The 17,544-nt window shown below is 33.8% G+C and carries 14 protein-coding genes and 1 riboswitch; of the genes, 4 read left to right on the plus strand and 10 right to left on the minus strand.

The window, feature by feature from the left end:
• The first annotated feature begins 111 nt into the window (after window positions 1-111).
• The 3 genes from AB671_RS18905 to clpP all read left to right on the plus strand — a co-directional run bounded on the left by AB671_RS18905 (window position 112) and on the right by clpP (window position 3,456).
• Entirely contained in the window at window positions 112-522 is a 411-nt protein-coding gene (locus tag AB671_RS18905) for a hypothetical protein (protein WP_066676725.1), read from the plus strand.
• Window positions 523-540: 18 nt separating this feature from the next.
• On the plus strand, window positions 541-2,526 hold the full coding sequence (gene dnaG / locus AB671_RS18910; RefSeq protein WP_066676723.1) for a DNA primase: 1,986 nt from the start codon (window positions 541-543) through the stop codon (window positions 2,524-2,526).
• A gap of 243 nt (window positions 2,527-2,769) precedes the next feature.
• Window positions 2,770-3,456, plus strand: coding sequence for an ATP-dependent Clp endopeptidase proteolytic subunit ClpP (gene clpP, locus AB671_RS18915; RefSeq protein ID WP_066676722.1), 687 nt, complete (start codon window positions 2,770-2,772; stop codon window positions 3,454-3,456).
• 78 nt (window positions 3,457-3,534) lie between these two features.
• Here the strand turns inward: clpP and AB671_RS18920 are convergent, their stop codons facing one another.
• The 8 genes from AB671_RS18920 to AB671_RS18960 form a co-directional block, all read right to left on the minus strand.
• Window positions 3,535-4,653, minus strand: a complete 1,119-nt coding sequence (locus AB671_RS18920; RefSeq protein ID WP_066676719.1) for a T9SS type A sorting domain-containing protein — start codon at window positions 4,651-4,653, stop codon at window positions 3,535-3,537.
• 52 nt (window positions 4,654-4,705) lie between these two features.
• Window positions 4,706-5,827 carry a T9SS type A sorting domain-containing protein gene (locus AB671_RS18925; protein ID WP_066676714.1) on the minus strand — a complete coding sequence of 374 codons (1,122 nt, stop codon included), beginning with the start codon at window positions 5,825-5,827 and terminating at the stop codon, window positions 4,706-4,708.
• An 8-nt stretch (window positions 5,828-5,835) separates the two neighbouring features.
• Entirely contained in the window at window positions 5,836-7,107 is a 1,272-nt protein-coding gene (locus AB671_RS18930; RefSeq protein WP_066676713.1) for a YncE family protein, read from the minus strand.
• 103 nt (window positions 7,108-7,210) lie between these two features.
• Window positions 7,211-7,399, minus strand: a riboswitch (cobalamin riboswitch).
• A gap of 436 nt (window positions 7,400-7,835) precedes the next feature.
• The gene (gene tpiA, locus AB671_RS18940; protein ID WP_066676711.1) at window positions 7,836-8,594 is read right to left on the minus strand and encodes a triose-phosphate isomerase; all 759 of its coding nucleotides are present in this window, start codon (window positions 8,592-8,594) and stop codon (window positions 7,836-7,838) included.
• A gap of 255 nt (window positions 8,595-8,849) precedes the next feature.
• Window positions 8,850-10,982: a S9 family peptidase gene (locus tag AB671_RS18945; protein ID WP_066676709.1), complete on the minus strand. Its 2,133-nt coding sequence runs from the start codon at window positions 10,980-10,982 to the stop codon at window positions 8,850-8,852.
• 27 nt (window positions 10,983-11,009) lie between these two features.
• Window positions 11,010-11,360, minus strand: a complete 351-nt coding sequence (locus AB671_RS18950) for a hypothetical protein (RefSeq protein WP_066676707.1) — start codon at window positions 11,358-11,360, stop codon at window positions 11,010-11,012.
• A 69-nt stretch (window positions 11,361-11,429) separates the two neighbouring features.
• Complete coding sequence (locus AB671_RS18955; RefSeq protein WP_066676705.1) at window positions 11,430-12,539, minus strand: BT_3928 family protein; 1,110 nt, start codon at window positions 12,537-12,539, stop codon at window positions 11,430-11,432.
• 5 nt (window positions 12,540-12,544) lie between these two features.
• Window positions 12,545-13,108, minus strand: a complete 564-nt coding sequence (locus tag AB671_RS18960; RefSeq protein ID WP_066676703.1) for a DUF1599 domain-containing protein — start codon at window positions 13,106-13,108, stop codon at window positions 12,545-12,547.
• Window positions 13,109-13,220: 112 nt separating this feature from the next.
• On the opposite strand from AB671_RS18960, the gene folP reads away from it, so the two are divergent.
• Window positions 13,221-14,081 carry a dihydropteroate synthase gene (gene folP, locus AB671_RS18965; RefSeq protein WP_066676701.1) on the plus strand — a complete coding sequence of 287 codons (861 nt, stop codon included), beginning with the start codon at window positions 13,221-13,223 and terminating at the stop codon, window positions 14,079-14,081.
• A 57-nt stretch (window positions 14,082-14,138) separates the two neighbouring features.
• Here the strand turns inward: folP and AB671_RS18970 are convergent, their stop codons facing one another.
• Together AB671_RS18970 and AB671_RS18975 are read right to left on the minus strand one after the other, a co-directional pair.
• Entirely contained in the window at window positions 14,139-14,375 is a 237-nt protein-coding gene (locus tag AB671_RS18970; RefSeq protein ID WP_066676699.1) for a hypothetical protein, read from the minus strand.
• A 132-nt stretch (window positions 14,376-14,507) separates the two neighbouring features.
• Entirely contained in the window at window positions 14,508-16,931 is a 2,424-nt protein-coding gene (locus tag AB671_RS18975; protein ID WP_228390902.1) for a hypothetical protein, read from the minus strand.
• Window positions 16,932-17,544 lie beyond the last annotated feature (613 nt).

Consider the following 17,544-nt stretch of genomic DNA (forward strand, 5'->3'; position numbering starts at 1 on the left):
AATCAGCCGTAAAACTAAATATATCCATCTAACTTATTATATAACAAACAAATATACGAAATTATGGATGATTACGGATATACATAATAAAATATTTTAAGTAAATATAAAATGAAGTTGAAGTATTCAATCCTTGTATTTCTAATTATTACATCATGTCATAATCATGAGGTTGCTTTGCATTATTACAATGGTTTAAATTCAGATAAAAATCATACTTGGTCTTCTTCTCTACAGATTTTTTTTGAAAAAGATGAAGAAATGACGCATACACCAATCCATAGTAAAATTGTAAAAAAAGAGTTATCTGAAATTAAGAATAAAATTATAGCTAAAAATCAAGTTTTAGATTTTGATGATGGTAATTATTCATTTGTTTTTATCAAAGAGAAAGATACATTATTTGCAGATGATAGATTAGAATTTTGGAAATATAGAGACAAAGGTTTAGCTATAAAGCTTAGTGACTTTTCAAAAAAGAAAATTTTAGAGTACTACAAAATTAGCCCAAACCAATATTGAAATTCGTATTTTTGCTACATGATTTCCAAAGAGACGATAGATAAAATATTTTCAACGATCCGAGTAGAAGAGATCGTTGGCGAATATGTACAGTTGAAGAGAGCGGGATCGAATTTTAAAGGTCTGAGCCCGTTTCATGAAGAAAAATCGCCAAGTTTTGTAGTTTCACCAAGTAAGCAAATTTGGAAAGATTTTTCGACCGGAAAAGGAGGAACGGCAATCTCTTTTTTAATGGAGATTGAAAACTTTACCTATCCTGAAGCACTTCGTCACGCCGCAAAAAAATACGGAATTGAAATTGCTGAAGATCAGCGCGAGTTTTCTGAAGAAGCAAAAAATGCTCAGTCTGAAAGAGATATTCTTTATAAGATACATGAAGTTGCAAATGATTATTTCCAGAATATTCTTTGGGAAAATGACGAAGGAAGAGCAATCGGTCTTTCGTACTTTAGAGAGCGTGAACTGAAAGATGATATCATTAAAAAGTTTCAACTTGGTTTTTCACCCGAAAAGAAAAATTCTTTTACAGAATTTGCTCTTGAAAAAGGCTATTCTAAAGAGATCTTAGAAAAATCCGGACTTTCTATTTTTCCTGAAAATGCTCCGAACGGAATTGACCGTTTTCGCGAGCGGGTAATGTTCCCGATCCATAGTTTTTCGGGCAGAGTTTTAGGTTTTGGAGCCAGAATTCTTAGAAATAATATTAAAACGGCTAAATATCTCAATTCTCCGGAAACAGAAATTTATCACAAATCGAATGTTCTTTATGGTTTAAACCAAAGCAAGCAGGCGATTTCCAGAAAAAATATCTGTCTTCTAGTGGAAGGTTATATGGATGTGATATCACTTCATATGTCCGGAATTGAAAACGTTGTAGCGAGTTCCGGAACTTCTTTAACGACCGAACAAATTAAGCTTATCAAAAGGCTCACAGAAAATGTGACGATTCTTTTTGATGGTGATAATGCAGGAATTAAAGCGAGTTTCAGAAGTATTGATATGCTTTTAACAGAAGGGATGAACATCAGAGTTCTTCTGTTTCCGGATGGTGATGATCCCGATTCTTTTGCGAGAAAACATCCGCAGGAATATGTTGAAAAATTCATCGAAAACCAGGCATTAGATTTTATCGATTTTAAAGCTGAAATTCTTTTAAAAGAAGTTGGAAATGATCCGATAAAAAAGGCTGAAGCAATCCGAGATATTGTAAAATCGGTTGGTTTCGTACAAAATGCTTTAAAAAGGGAAGTTTACCTGAAAGAAGTTTCCAATAAATTTGGTCTTTCTGAGCAGAGTTTATTTAATGAGCTTGACGTTCAGAGACAGGTTACTCAAAACCAAAATCAGCACGCACAACAGCAAAAAGAAAGCGCAGCTCCTGTAAAAATGGAGATCGTACCTTTTGATGAAGAAAAAGGCGACCCATTTTTGTTTGATGTTTTATTTATGGAAAACAAACTGGTCGATCATATGCTGATGTTCGGTGATGTTGTTTTAAAACGAAAAGATGATAATAATAACGAATATCAGATCACCGTCATTGAAGAAATTCTGCATCATTTTGAGGAAGAGCAATATCAGTTTTTGGTAAAAGGCAATGAGATCATCATCGATCAGGTGAAAGAAGGTATTCAGAATGACGAGCTTAGAAGTGGAAGCTTTTTTGTCAGTTTTATGGACGAAAAGATCACCACAAAAGTGGTTGATGCGTTGATTCCCTTAGATGATCTAGAAAATTGGAGTTCCCGAAATATTCACCCGCCCAATTATGGTGATAAAGTTGCCGAACAAATTAAAGGTGATGTTCTTTTACATAAATATCGCTACATTGATTATTTAATTAAAGAAACGATCGCTGAGCTAGAAAAATACAGCAGTACCGATGAGGTAAAATATTTCGAACTCATTAAAAAGATTACATTACTAAAACAAGCTTCTATGAGACTGAGCGAGATTATAGAATATTCGCCAATCAAAGGAATCTATGTTGACAGAAAGCGATAGTTCATTGATTGTTTTTGGTTTGATATTCAGTTTTTTAAGAGTTAATAATTCATAAGAGCAATTGAAAAGAAATATTAGGTTTAATTTTGTGAAAAAATTTGGAAGCTTAAACCTAAAACCTGCAATCTAAATCCTACAACCTAAAGGCAGCAATCTAAACTGACAAAAAGTCTTATAAATTTTTAGGAATAAAAGTTGTAATTTACATTTCAAATAAATTTTAAAAATAATACCAATAGAAATATGGACATTAAAAAAGAATTCAGAGATTTCTCTACAAAACACTTGGGAAATAACGGTTTGGTAACCGATCAGTATATGGGAATGTTCAATCCTACCAATCTTACACCTTACATTATGGAGGAAAGAAGATTAAACGTTGCTCAAATGGACGTTTTCTCTCGTTTGATGATGGACAGAATCATTTTCTTAGGAACAGGAATTGACGATCAGGTTGCAAATATTGTAACAGCGCAGTTGCTATTCTTAGAAAGTGCAGATCCTTCAAAAGACATTCAGATCTACATTAACTCTCCTGGTGGAAGTGTTTATGCTGGTTTAGGAATTTATGACACAATGCAGATCATCAAGCCGGATGTTGCTACGATCTGTACAGGTATTGCTGCTTCTATGGGAGCTGTTCTATTGGTTGCAGGTGAAAAAGGAAAACGTTCTGCTTTAAAACACTCAAGAGTGATGATCCACCAACCTTCTGGTGGTGCTCAAGGGGTTGCTTCTGATATGGAGATCAATTTAAGAGAAATGTTGAAGCTTAAAAAAGAGTTGTATGACATTATTTCTGAACATTCAGGGCAAAGTTACGAGTGGGTTGAGAAAGCTTCAGACAGAGATTACTGGATGACCTCTACCGAAGCAAAAGATTTTGGAATGGTAGATGAGGTTCTACAAAGATCAAAAGAGAAGAAATAATCTATCAAGTTATTATACAAGATCGGCGCATCCAAAGGGTGCGCCGATCTTTTTTTTTGATCGTGTTTTTAGAATTGCTTATTTTTTGATGATCTTATGAGTGGACACTGATTTTTCAGTTTTAATTTCAACAAAATAAACACCCGACTGTAAGCTTTGGATATTGATCTTTTTATTCTGAGTATTCATCACTCTTTGCCCAGAAATAGAGTAGATGTTAATATCTTTAATATTATCCTGAGTTTCAATAATCACAAGATCTGTAGCTGGATTTGGATAAATCTTAAAGTTTTGTTTCACAGCATCTGAAACACTTAAAGTTACATTGGCAACGGTTGGAGTAAACGGTATTCTTGTTCCAAAACTTAATCCGAACCAATCGTTATTGGTAAGCTGAATTTGTGAAAGATCGGCCTGTCCTCTCCAGCTTGAAAGGTCTTTTCCTTTGTATAATTTCCAAGAATCGTTTACTGTTGAGTTTCCTGAAAAATTATTTAATGATAATGAAGAAATCTGGTTGGCTGCTGAAGTGTAATTAAATTCACTCACTTGAGCATCGATTAGTTGTAAAGCCTGTTCTGCTGTAATAGTTCCGTTGTATTGAATTCCAAAAGCAAAAGAATCAGCATTTCCATTTGAATTATTTGTATTGAAATCTACAACAACGATACTTTTATTCGTTCCTGTTCCGATCCAATTAATAATTTGAGATGAATTAAACCATGCAGAATTATACGCAGGAACCGGAGCAGAAGGCGGGCCCAATGTTGTTCCCGGAGTAAAACCATATCCATAAGACATTCCATACCATTTACCGTCAACTAACGGATCATTATTGACACCATTATTTGCAGTCATGTTATTTGAAGCAGTTCCCGACCAGGTCGACCAGTAATCATCAGTACTTGGAGTGTGGTGATTATAATCAAAACTATATAAAAAACCGCTCGGTACTTCTGCGGTAACTTTCGGGTCTGCCGCGTCGATTGCATTGATTAAATCTTCCATTGTTAAAGTGGTAGAATCAAATCTGTAGCCCCAAATATAAGAAGTAGGATTGTCTGAATCGTTGAAATCTGCGATTAGATAAGCTTTTTTAGAACCTGTTCCTACCCAGAATTTGACATCATTTTCGGTAAGTTGAGCAAATGAAAGCTGAAATATAAAAATTAAAAAAAGTAGTATTGATCTTTTCATTGATGAATTTTAAAGTGAAAAAAAGAGCATCATAAAGATGCTCTATGTTGATTTATTTTTTGATGATCTTATGGGTAGTTGTTGACCAGTCTGTTTTAATTTCAATCAAATAAACTCCCGATTTCAAACTTTGAATATTGATCTTTTTATTTTGGGTATTCAAAACTTTTTGCCCGGAAACAGAATAGATGTTGATATCTTTAATGTTATCCTGAGTTTCAATGATCACAAGATCACTCGCAGGATTTGGGTAAATTTTAAAGCTTTGTTTTACAGCATCAGAAACACTTAAAGTTATGTTTGCTTCAGTTGGAGTAAAAGGTCTTCTTGTTCCGAAACTTAATCCAAACCAATCGTTATTATTTAAAGTGATCGTTGAAAGATCAGCATTGGTTTTCCAGTTTGATAAATTGGTTCCTTTATATAATTTCCAGGTGTTTGTTCCGCTTGCTGTTCCTGAAAAAGAATTTAATGACAATGTTGAAACCTGATTCACTGCAGAACTGTAACTGAAAGAATTTGTTTGTACATCAATTAGCTGTAAAGCCTGTTCAGCCGTAATGGTTCCGTTATACTGAATTCCAAAAACAAAGGAATTGGCATTTCCGTTAGCGTTATCAGTTCCGAAATCAACAACCACTAAACTTTTATTGGTTCCAGTTCCTATCCAATTGATGATTTGCGAAGAATTATACCACAATGAACTATAAGCAGGAATCGCTGTTGCAGGAGCTTCAGCTGTAGGATTGCTAAAACCGTAACTTGCGCCATACCATTCCCCGTTTGAGATGGTTCCGCTGTTCATCCATCCTGCCATAGACCAACCGTTTGTATTATCACCCGCCCATAAGCTCCAATAATCGGGAACAGACTGTGCAGAATGGTCATTAAACTGAACTTTATCTAAAAATCCTCCTCCGAAACTTGTTCCGAAATCAAATGCTGGTTCTTCAGTTTTTATCATCTGCAGCATTTGCGGACCAGTAATATTTTGCCCAGAATTGAATTTTACCCCCCAAACATATGATCTGTCATCGGTGCCGTCTTTAAAATCGGCAACAAAATATGCCGTTTCTGAACCTGTACCTACAAAAAACTTTACATCGTTGGCTGTAAATTGTGACATATACAGCGCAACGATGAAAGTAAATAGAAAACTTGATGCCTTTTTCATTTTAAAAATTACTTAATAATTAACTTTTCGCTGAAGTTGATATTCTTATCGGTAATTTTCACGACATAAACGCCTTTAGATAATGCGCTTACATTAATTCCTTTTTCATTGTATTTCTCCTTGATAACAATTCTTCCATTTAGATCATAAACCTGAATATTTCCAGAATTTAAGCCTTGTACAAAGAATCTGTCACTTGTAGGATTTGGATATACAATTAATTTTGATGTTTTTGTGCTTTCAATAGTAGAAAGAGATGCATTATTATAAGCAATGATTTGATTTGGTAAAGAAGTTACTGTAAAAGTATTCAATAAAGCACCTTGCAAATCGTAAGCATAGATTTTTCCTGCCGCAACATATCCTGAAGGGTCAGCTGCATAGATTTTATTATTAACAATATTGAATCCGTATGCAGTACCATAACTATTTACAGTCATCGGTGTAACAGCAATAGGAGTGGTGTTAATAGACGGTGAAGCAATTGGTGTTTTGTAGATTGATGCTCCATTCATGTAATAAATATTCGTACCGTCGGTATCCATATAAAATGGTTTTACTCCTGCCGGAAATGTAGTGCTCGAAACTGTAGTTTGTGTAGTTGTATTATAAACCGTCAATGTTCCGAAAGAGGTAGAAACATAAGGATTTCCAGAGCTCATAACATACAAAAGATTATTTTTTTCAAAAATGCTATTTGGTGAATCTCCTACATTTACCTGCGATTCTACCGTATTGGTCGTGGTATTGATGACATCCATAAAATTATTCAATCCGTAACCTCCTTTCAATAAAACATACAATTTGTTGTCTTTGCTGAAGATTTTTTCAGGACCATCTCCTACAGGAATGTTTGTTTCGTGAGCGTAAGTTGTAAGATTGTAAACTGACACGTAGTTTGTCAAGGTATTGTTTCCCCAATTGGTAACATAGAATTTATTTCCGCTAAAAGCGATATACCTTGGGTTGGCAAGATTGGTTGAAATCGTTGTAATCAACGAAAAATCAGATTTGTTTATGACTTTTATGGTATTGGAATAATTTAAAACTACAAAAATCTTATCGCCAAAAACCTTAATGTCCTGACCAGTATCGCCTAATGTCGCATTATTGTTTTTAAGTTTAAAATAATTGTTGGTGACAACCGATTGATTGTCAATAAAAGATACTTCTGCAGTACTGCTTCCGATACCGCCTTCGTTGAGTACCAAGACTCCCTCGGTTTGAGCATTTGTAAAAGAAATTACAAACGCAAGAATAAGAAAATAGATTTTCTTCATGATATAATTATATTAAAGTTTTACTCCCGAAACTTCACTACAGGAAAAAAACAATCATGAAAAATCTATAAAAGATTTTTATTTCATAAACTTCTTTTCCCGAAAGTTGAAATTGATTTAAGGCAGGTCTCCTGGCTTGCATCTTATTATAACCTTCCCAAACCTGAAGTTCAGTGGTGTACTTAATAATAAGTTGAATAGCTTACAGTTGCGGGTACAGCTCAAGAATTATTTTTTCACTTGATTCCCTATTAATGAACGCATGGGTTCAACCTTAAACTTTTGCAAAGATATTATTTAAAAATTGACTTTGTTTTTAGTATTAATTTTTATTAATCAACATTATGTTCAGATATTAATTAATAAAGCTTTGTAATTTTATGAATTAACTAATTAAAATCACTCAGTCTGTATGTTTTTGATTATTTTTCTTTTTGAAAAACAGAGTATAAACAAGAAGAGTCTGTAGAAAGACATTTGCCAGAAGAATTAAAACCAACTTATAAGTAGGTAAAGGCAAGTAAAATGGTAATAATTTATTGAAAAAAATTGCCGGAGAGCAACTCAGGTAATTAATGAGTATAAAAGGATATTTGAGAAATTCTATTTTTATTTCTGTTAAAATAGAATTGTAAAAAACAGAATAAATTACATCAAATAAAAGAATTCCAAAATAGAGTAAGATAAATTTCTTCATTATTTATTTGATGTAATTTTTAATTTATTTTTTAGTTAAAACCTTCAATAATCTTTGAGAAATCTTCCAATTTCAATGCAGCTCCACCGATAAGACCACCGTCGATATCAGGCTGAGAGAAAATTTCTTTTGCATTATCGGGTTTTACAGAACCTCCGTAAAGAATGGAAATTTCGTCAGCAACTTCCTGTCCGTATTTTTCAGCGATAATTCCTCTGATGTGAGCGTGAATTTCCTGCGCTTGTTCCGGAGTAGCAGTTTCTCCTGTTCCGATTGCCCAAACTGGTTCGTAAGCAATCACCACTTTTTTGATTTCCTCTGCAGAAAGAGTGAAAAGTGCTATTTCAGTTTGTGCTTTTACAACGTCAAGATGCTGTCCAGCTTTTCTTTGCTCTAAAGTTTCACCATTACAGTAAACAGGAATCAAACCTTTATCTAAAGCTAGTTTTACTTTTTTGTTGCAGCTTTCGTCGTTCTCACCGTGATATTGTCTTCTTTCAGAATGACCAATCAAAGATCCTGTAGCATCGATAGACTCTAGCATATCTGCAGAAAGTTCACCTGTGTAAGCGCCGCTTTCGTATTCGCTCATATCTTGTGAGAAAACTCCGATTTCGCCTTTTTCGAAGATATCTTTTGCCATCATTAAATATAAAGAAGGCGGTGCGATCCAAACTTCACAGTTGGTGGCATTGTTGTTTTTATAGCTTAGTAATTGAATCATTAATTGTTGAGCATCAATGACGTTTTTGTTCATTTTCCAGTTTCCTGCAACTATTTTTCTTCTCATAGTTTCTATATTATCTTTTTATTTCTTTTGTTTTTAAATATCAATTATTATTTTAACGCAATGTTCGCAGAGTTTTTGTTACAATAATTGAAAACATTTTTCGTTTGCAAAGGTGTTTCACTCAGCTATGTTCGCAATTAGCTTTTGCTGAACGAAGTGCCTTTGCGAACGAAATAATGATTATTATTCAATATTTACCTTGCGAACATTGCGTTTAAAAATAAGTCTTAATTATAATTTTAATTCCGTTTTATATTATTTATCAATTCCCTCCAGTTTAAACATAAATGCATATTCCAAAGCAATATCCTTCAAATAATCAAATCTTCCTGAAGCACCACCGTGACCGTATTCCATATCGGTTTTTAGGAATAAAACATTTTTGTCAGTTTTTAAATCTCTTAATTTGGCTACCCATTTTGCAGGTTCAAAATATTGTACCTGAGAATCATGCAATCCTGTTGTAACAAGAATATTCGGATAGTTTTTTCGCTCAATATTTTCATATGGAGAATAAGATCTCATATAATCGTAGGCTGCTTTGTTGTTAGGATTTCCCCATTCATCGTATTCATTCGTTGTCAAAGGAATACTTTCATCCAACATGGTGTTAACAACATCCACAAACGGAACTTGTGCAATTGCTCCATTCCATAATTCGGGTTTCATGTTGACAACAGCGCCCATCAAAAGTCCACCTGCACTTCCTCCCTGAGCATACAAATGTTTTGGTGAGGTGTATTTTTCTTTAACTAAATATTCTCCAACGTTGATGAAATCGGTAAATGTATTTTTCTTTTTCATCATTTTTCCGTCTTCATACCATTGTCTTCCCATTTCTTGTCCGCCACGAATATGCGCGATCGCAAAAGCAAAACCTCTGTCTAGAAGACTCAGTCTAGTACTGCTGAATGTCGCATCCATAGAGCTTCCGTAAGAACCGTAAGCATAGAGTAGAAGCGGGTTTTTGCCGTCCTTTTTTAATCCTTTTCTATAAACAATGGAAATAGGGATTTTAGTACCGTCTTTTGCTGTAGCAAAAAGTCTTTCGGTGACATAATTAGCTTTATTGTAACCTCCTAATACTTCCTGTTGCTTTAATAAAATTCTTTTTCCTGTCTGCAAGTTTTGCTCATATTGAGAACTTGGAGTAATCATCGACGTATACCCGAATCTGAAATAGTCTGTATTGTATTCAGGATTTCCTGATGGATAAACAGTATAAGCCGCTTCGTCGAATTTTAAAAATTCTCTTTTATTCGTTCTTCTATCCAAAATTACCAATTGAGAAAGTCCGTTTTGTCTTTCACTGAAAACCAGATAATTTTTAAACTCACTGATTCCCTCCATCAAAACATCTTTTCTGTGTGGCATGAAATCTTTCCAGCTTTCAACGCCTGTTTTATCCAAAGGAGTTTCCATCACTTTGAAATTAAGCGCGTCTTTATTGGTTGTAATCAAAAATTTATCTTCTAAAGGAGTTACATCATACAAAACATCTTTCATTCTCGGTTGGAAAACCTTGAAAGCGGCATTCGGTTCATCTGCATTAATGTATCTTGTTTCTGAAGAAGTTGTCGCCGAAGAAACGATCATAATGATTTTTTCGTTCTTCGATTTTCCTACGCCAATATAATTGGTTTTGTCTTTCTCTTCGTATACCAAAACATCTTTTGAAGGATCAGTTCCTAAAGAATGCCTGAAAATTTTCTCTGTTAAAAGGGTTTCAGGATTTTTTCCAGTGTAGAAAATGGTTTTGTTGTCGTTTGCCCAGGTTGCAGAACCTGCTGTATTTTTAATTCCTAGATCGGTTGTTTTTCCGGTAGTAAGGTCTTTTAAAAATAATTTATACTGTCTTCTTGAAACATCATCAACTCCGTAAATCATTTTAGTATTATCCGGGCTGATGCTGAAACCTGATGCCGAATAATAAGCATGGCCTTCTGCAAGCTGATCTACATCCAAAAGAATTTCTTCTGGAGCACTGAGATGATCTTTTTTTCTACAATATTTGAAGTATTGTTTTCCGGTTTCAGTTCGGGTGTAATAGTAATAACCTTTTCTGAAAACGGGTACAGACTCATCTTTTTCCTTAATTCTTGCTTTCATTTCCTGAAAAAGCTTTTCTCTGAAAGGTTCCGTGTCTTTCATCATGCTTTCCCAGTAAGAGTTTTCAGAGGTTAAATATTCTACAACCTGCGTAGAATCTCTTCCTTTTTTGAAAAAATCGATCATCCAGTAATAAGGATCATTCACCTTATCACCGTGAATGTTTCTCAAATGCTGTTTTTTGTCAGCAATTGGAGCTTTTAAATCAGGAAATAGCTGAGACTGAAATGAAGTTGTACTCATACTTATTATTAATAGGGATAAGCAAATTTTTTTCATGGTTAACTTTCGTTTTTCGGTGATTTTTTACTTCAGATTCCAAAGATTTTTCAATAGAACGTAGAAAGTGTGTTCTTCATCAGTCACTTTATCATCGGCTTTAATAAGAGTTTTAGCAAACTTGATAAAATTTAAACGTTCTTTTTCCGTAGAATCTTCAAGGAAACAACGTCCGTGAAATTCAAAATGATTTTTCCATTCTTCGGGCTTAAGCAATGCGATGGTTTCCAGCTCATCGTCTAGATTCATTTTAAATGGAAATTCGTCAGCAAGATATTGCTGTACCAACATTCCTTCTTCGGGAGCAAATTCTCCGTCAACAGACGAAAGTATCATTAATAAGTGATAGCCGGCGATAGATTTATTTGATTTATGCATTTTTATATATTTATGTTTAATGTTTTCTTAGTTTTAAAATTGACAATTTACCATTCACAATTGACAGCCTTAGTCAACATAGTATTTCGCAGGCTGTTTGTCAACAATTTTTCCTTTTTCTAAAACCAGTACAAAAGGATTGCTTCTTGCAATGGTTTTGATGGCTGTACCGTCCATCATTGCATTTTTAATGATTTTAAAAGTATTTTGATCAGTAGAAACACCGTAAATTACAGCTCCTTTCTGAGCATTTACTTTTGCTTCTACGTTTTTAATTAATTCTGGAGAAACTTCTTTCGGATGATATGAAAAAACTAAAATCGCTTTTGGAGCATTGATGATTTCGTCAGTTAAATCGATTCCGGTAGGGTCTTCGATTTTGAATTTTACAATTTCAGATTTATAACCTTCTTTAACGAGTTTAGATTCATTTTTACCTTCTTCAATTTTCCAAGGAGAACCTTCTTCCCAATATTTTGTTTGGTTTACATAATCGTCCTGATTTACCTTTAAAACTTCTCCAGTTTTAGAGTTTTTCATTGAGTAGATAGTTTTGTATTCTGAAGGATTTTTATTGATCTTAGCTTTTTCAGCTTTCAGATCTGTTCCGATTTTATAATCACGGAAATCAATAATCGGCTCGTTAACAATTCCAATGGTCATAATAACAATCATAATTCCGCAGAATGCTCCAAAAGCAACTGATTTTAATTTATTATTTTCGGGTTTATTACTGTCTCCGTAAACATCTTTTTTCGTGAATTCTTTTCTATATAAAACAAAAAGAATAATCAGGCCAACCAAAAGTACAACGTCTTTCACAAAGCTTTCCCAAGGTGTAAATTTAATGGCATCACCAAAGCATCCACAATCGGTTACTACATTAAAATATGCTGAATAAAACGTTAGAAATCCAAAGAAAATACAAAGTGCGATCAGCGCGGAAAGTGTGAATTTCAGTTTTAATTTTAATAACAATAAAAAGCCTAAGAATAGTTCAAGAACTACCACGATAATTGAAAAAAGCAAGGCGAATTTCTCCAAAAACGGCATATTAAAGACCGATGGCGAAAAATATTCCTCCATTTTAAAGGAAAAACCTACTAAGTCTACAGCTTTTACAAAACCTGAAGCGATGAAAATAACAGCGATAATGAAACGTAATAAACCTTTGATCATATTAATTAGTTTTTGGGTTCGTTTGGAATTGTTTGTTCAGAAAATTTGATCAGACAGAAAACTGCATAATTCAGCATGTCAAAATAATTGGCATCCAAACCTTCAGAAACCAAAGTTTTTCCCTGGTTGTCTTCAATTTGTTTGGTTCTCAAAACTTTTTGGTAAATCAAATCGGTGATGGAAGAAATTCTCATATCTCTCCAAGCTTCACCGTAATCATGATTTTTCTTTTCCATTAAAGCTTGCGCTTCAGCAGCATATTTATCATAAAGATTTAAAATTTCTTCAGGATTTTCATTAAAATCATTCGAAAGACCTTTCTCCATCTGAATTAGTCCGATAATTGAATAATTAACGATGGCGATAAATTCTCCTTCCTCGCTTTCGTCAATCATCTTTACATCAGTCATCTGTAACGTACGGATTCTGTTGACTTTAATGTAGATTTGATCCGTAATTGAACTTGGGCGTAAAACTCTCCAAGCTGCACCATAATCATGCATTTTTTTACTGAAAAGATCACGACATTCATTGATAATTTTACCGAACTGTACTGAAGTTTTTGACATAAATTTTCTTAATCTTTCAAAGATACAAATTAGGTTTTAGGTAAGAGGAATTAGGGCGCAGTTTTTTGGCTATAACTTGGAAGTAAGAAGCCAGAAGTCGTATTTTTGTGTTATGGAAAATCATTCATCATTCATTAATGATCATTCATTAAATTGCAACGGTAGGCTAGTCGATTTAAGTTCGCCAAAAATCATGGGAATTCTAAATCTTACGCCCGATTCTTTTTCTGACGGCGGAAAATTTAATAATGAAAAATCAGCATTACAACACGCTGAAAAAATATTGAAAGAGGGAGGAGAAATTATTGATATCGGTCCACAGTCTACAAGACCGAATGCTGAATTTCTGAGTAGTGATGAGGAAATCAGAAGAATCGGAACTGTAATTTCAGACATCAAAAAAGAGTTTCCTGAAGCTTTAATTTCTCTGGATACTTTTTATTCTGAAACCGTGAGATTTGGTTTTAATGAAGGAATTGATCTGGTGAATGATATTTCAGGTGGACAGTTTGATGAAAAGATGTTTGATACCGTTGCTGAAACAAAACTTCCTTATATTCTAATGCATGTAAATCCTTCTTACGAAACAATGCATGACAAAGTGAATTTTGAAGATATTATATTGAGTGTGAACCAGTATTTTACAAAAAAAACAAACAAACTTCTTCAAAAAGGAATCAAAGATATTATTCTGGATCCCGGTTTTGGATTTGGAAAAACAGTGGAAGATCAGATGAAAATGATCAATGAGGTCGAGTTCTTAGGTTTTGGAAAATATCCTTTACTGATAGGCATTTCAAGAAAATCTTTTATTTATAAACCTTTAGGAAAGTCACCTTTAGAGATTAATGAAGAAACTCAAAAACTGCATTTAAAAGTTTTAGAACAAGCAGCCAAAATTCTTCGGGTTCACGATGTTGCGGAAGCAAAGAAATGTGTCTTGGAGTGGGAGAGTTTTAGAGTCAAGGAGTAATTGTGCTATTCAGAATTGCTAAATCTTTAAAACTCTCCAACGCTAAAACCCTCTAATCTAATTCATGGTTGATAGTTTATCAGAAAACTGCTTTGAAAATTCCTTACGGTCTTCTTCCAGTTTTTCAGGATTTGAAGGAAGAATGTAATTGAAAAGTATTTTTTCTTCATTGTCTAAAAAGATGATCTCTTTTTCTTCACCATCGATCATTTGAGCAAAAACAGACCACATCGAAGTATCTTTTAGTTTTAATAATTCAAAGAACTGTTCGGCTTTTATTTCTATTTTTTTCATTTTTATATTAATTCTTAAAACTGTTGTTTATTATTTTCCCTGCGTTAATTTAGCGACAAAGTTATACAAGTTTTTTCAATTTTTAAAGTGGGTAAAAGGATGTGAGTTATATTTAGAGATACAAAAATTAGATTAAAACTCAAGAAGTTTTAATTTAAACTGTATTGCAAAATTTTGTTTAAAATTGGTTGTTGTGTAGTATCCAACTCTGTAAAATAATCCGAGGTTGAAGTAAGAAGATAAAAAATTATTCCATTCCAAACCAACTTCCTGATACAAATGATCCAGTTTTTCGAATCTGTAATCGTGATATTCGGGGTGCTTCATATCTCCAATGGTTCCTCGAAGCACAAAATCAAAGCTTGTCACATTCTGACCTATACTTTTAAAGTAGAAAGGTAATTTATGAGTGAAATAATACGCAATAAATTTATCGTTGTAATATTTTCCACCTTCCAATGTAGCAAAACCAAGATAAGAAGTAAGGTTAAAATTAATATCCCGGCTTGGAGAAGCTAGTCCGTTTGTGGTGAAATTTTTCCAAATTGGTGCTTCACCCAAAAGAAAACCTCCGTATAAACGAACGCCGGTAGTTCCCAATCTTGTTTTGAAATTGTGCACAAATAAGGCATCAAAACGGGTATAATTAAAGTCTCCACCAAAAACTTTCATACTCTGCTCGTAATTAAAATATAGCTCGGGATATTTTTGATCAATCAAAGATTTCCCCTGTGGTGTCATAATATTGGTTGAATTTGGGGAATATTTTAACGTCACCAAAGTATTGAAGTTTTCAAAAGCTCCCCCTTTTCCGCGGAAATCATAGTCAAACAAAGCTTCTTCAGAATTTCTCCTTGTTGCAAAAGCGAGCGTTAAACCGTTGGTAACGTCATTTAAATAAGACAAAGAAGCGCCTTTGTAACGGTAATATTTATCGTTGTTGATGTTATTTCCATAATTCATCATACGCATTCTGAACGTCCAAAGTCGGCGGTAAAATTCACCTGAAGAATTTACATCGTCATAATATTCCACTCGGAAATAAGAGTTTTTTTCGAGTGTCGTTTTCATATCAATTCCAATTCCATATTTGAATTTATCATCACGTAGACCATAAGCGAAATAGTAATCTGGAGAGAAATAACGATCGAAATTTTCATTAAGTTTTCCTTTTAAACCCAATCTGAAACCTTCAGATAAGTTATAATTGACGATCTCACCAATATCAAGATCAAAACTTCCTACACGAACCTGCCCGTTAATTAAACCTGTTAAAATTCTCGCTGTTCGGTCAATTTTATAGACCTTTCCTAAACTGTCAATGGTTTTGTAAGTATGACTTTCTCTAGGAGATAAAGGTTCTGGGCGATAAAGATGAAGGGTGTTTCCACTTGTATTTTTTACCGAAAAAGTATAGCCTTTAAAATCTTTCGGATCTTCTTCGATTGGAGAAATGTAATTGAAATATTTTGAATTGAGATAAGCGTAAGTTCCGAAACTTTTCTTTTTTTCTTTCTCTTTTTCAGGATTTTCATTGTCTTGCCCCATCATCATTCGGCTCATACGAAGTTTTACACTTTTTTCAGACAGAAACCACTTATTGTTGAAGTAAACCCAAATGCTCGTAATATTTCCTTCGTTTTTCTCTTTGCTTACGCTTTCTATTTTTTTGATGCCGTACGTTTCAGTATCAATATAAATAGAACCGCTGAATTTTCTCTTTTTCATCGGCTTTTTATAATTGACCTCACGAAAGCGAATCACATAAGTCTCCCTTCCGTCTATTTCAATGCTGTCTGTGAGGAAAAAACGGTACAAACCACGATTTTCTTGTTTGATCTGGTTGGGCATTTTATTTCGGTTGCTTTGCAGCGCAATCATTTCATAGATAGGTTGCTTTAGTCCGGAAATTCGGTTGTCGAGAATGTTTATTTTTTCTCCGTATTTTTTAGAGTACAAAAATTCCTGAGCTCTTTCCCAAAGAAATAATTTACTATTGGCGAAGATTTTTCTGGCAGAAACATCCTGTAAAGAATCTTCTTTTTTATTATTTTTAAATAAACCTAAATTATTCGTGAATACATTATTAAATGCAGTAATACTATCTTGGTCGATATCCAGAGATACCTTTTCATAAGATTTGTACGAATAAGAATCGAGACTTTCTGGGGAGTTGCTTTTAAAGTACTTATCTACTTTTCTGAGAATTTCCAAAGCTCTGGGATCACTCTTATCTTCAAGAATGACCGTTTCTATTGCAAAAGTCTTAGAAGAAGTTGGAGTAAGATAGATTTGTGTGGTATTTTCCAGTAAAGTGCTTTCTTTGTAAAAACCGGATGCTTCAATCTGAACGTTTTTACATTTGGTTTTAAGTTCCAAAGAACCCGTAACATCAGTTTTACCTAAAAGTTTGCCGTTACATGAAACACTTGCGTTGGCAATAGGAGCCTTATTGGTATCATTAAATACGGCAATTTTTGATTGTGAAAAACCAAAAATAAAAATCCATAAAAAAACAAAACTCAGCTTCCCTTTCATACCATTATGCTCGTTCAAAATTACTGATATTTCTTGTTCTAAGAAAATTTTTGGAGTTAACTTATTTTAAATCAGGAAATTTTTGAAAATTTCCGAAAAATGATTAATAATACAATGATATAATTTGGGGGCATTATAAATTAGAGATACAACCTTCTATATATAATAGGATGTTTTTCAGGAGCTATTTCCCGCTGTCCACTATATCTTTTTTTGCCCACGCTTTTTTCAATCCACTGAAAAAAAAGGATGCCATTCCCATCGGGGCTAATAAATATCATATAATAAAGACATTCTAGTTTATCCATTCAATTTTCTGTAACCTCGAGAATTGCCCTCTAATTTTTTACCAGCCTTAGACTGTCGTCGCCACTACCAACGGAATTGTATTAAATTCCCCTCCATTGGAGGGGTGTCGAAAAATCTTTGATTTTTTGACGGGGTGGTTTTTCCCATCCCAAGCTCTCTGCAAAACTTTCCTACCTTCTAAACCTAAACCTAAACCTAAACCTAAACCTAAAATGATATGATTATATTACGAGCTCCGTAGGAGCGACACCAACCCGCCAACCCACCAACCCAAAGCCTCAAAATCATTCTCTCATGTAACCAGATGTTTACCGTTTAATAT

The organism is Chryseobacterium sp. BGARF1, from assembly GCF_001677955.1.
Lineage (GTDB): Bacteria > Bacteroidota > Bacteroidia > Flavobacteriales > Weeksellaceae > Chryseobacterium.